Below are 1,021 nucleotides of genomic sequence, written 5' to 3'. Positions count from 1 at the left end.
GGCGGCAACGCCCTCGGCAACAACCCCGTCGAGCAGATCGAGGCCGTGAGCAACACCGCCCACGCGCTCCTCGGCCTCATCGAGCAGGGCAACGAGATCATCATCACCCACGGCAACGGCCCGCAGGTCGGCATGATCCAGAACGCCTTCGCCGCCGCCCACGACGCCATCGGCACCCCCGAGATGCCGCTGCCCGAGTGCGGCGCCATGTCCCAGGGCTACATTGGTTATCACCTGCAGCAGGGCATCGGCCGCGAGATGCACAAGCGCTATAAGCGTTGGCACGCCGCCACCGTCGTCACCCAGATCGAGTGCGATCCCGACGATCCCGCGTTCAAGAACCCGACTAAGCCGATCGGCCCCTTCTACACCGAGGAGCAGGCCAAGGAGTTCATGGCCGAGGATCCCTCCAAGGTCTTCGTCGAGGATTCCGGCCGCGGCTGGCGTCGCGTCGTCGCTTCCCCCGATCCCAAGAAGATCGTCGAGGCTGACTCCATCCTCAACCTGCTCGACAACGAGTTCATCGTCATCGCCTGCGGTGGCGGCGGCATCCCCGTCGTCCGCGACTACGAGAACAAGGGCTGCTACAAGGGCGTTCCCGCCGTCATCGACAAGGACCTGGGCGGCGAGCTGCTGGCCGAGGACTGCGACGCCGACGTCCTGTTCCTGCTGACAGCCGTTGAGCATGTCGCCATCAACTTCGGCAAGCCCAACCAGGAGGAGCTCGAGGACCTCACCGCCGACGAGGCCGAGCGCCTGGCCGACGAGGGCCAGTTCGGCAAGGGTTCCATGGAGCCCAAGGTCCGCGCCGCCATCAAGTTCGCCCGTTCCCGCAAGGGCCGCACCTGCATCATCGGCGCCCTGGACAAGGCCGCCGAGACCATGGCCGGCCTCTCCGGTACCCGCATCCACGAGTAGTCTCTACTCCGTTGCCTCTCTCGTGGGCGCCAGGCAAAGCGCCCACAAACCACCTCTCTTCATGAGCCCCGCAGTCCGCTCCGACTGCGGGGCTTTTGCTATT

At 65.9% G+C, this 1,021-nt stretch carries 1 protein-coding gene; it reads left to right on the top strand.

What is annotated here, in order from left to right; genetic code table 11:
• On the top strand, positions 1-918 hold a 918-nt coding region (gene arcC / locus DWX25_RS09365; protein ID WP_147325452.1), incomplete at its 5' end, for a carbamate kinase.
• Between the last annotated feature and the right edge of the window lie 103 nt (positions 919-1,021).

Source organism: Collinsella sp. AF18-8LB, assembly GCF_003459795.1.
Classification (GTDB): domain Bacteria; phylum Actinomycetota; class Coriobacteriia; order Coriobacteriales; family Coriobacteriaceae; genus Collinsella.
This window is presented reverse-complemented; position numbering and strand designations above follow the sequence as displayed.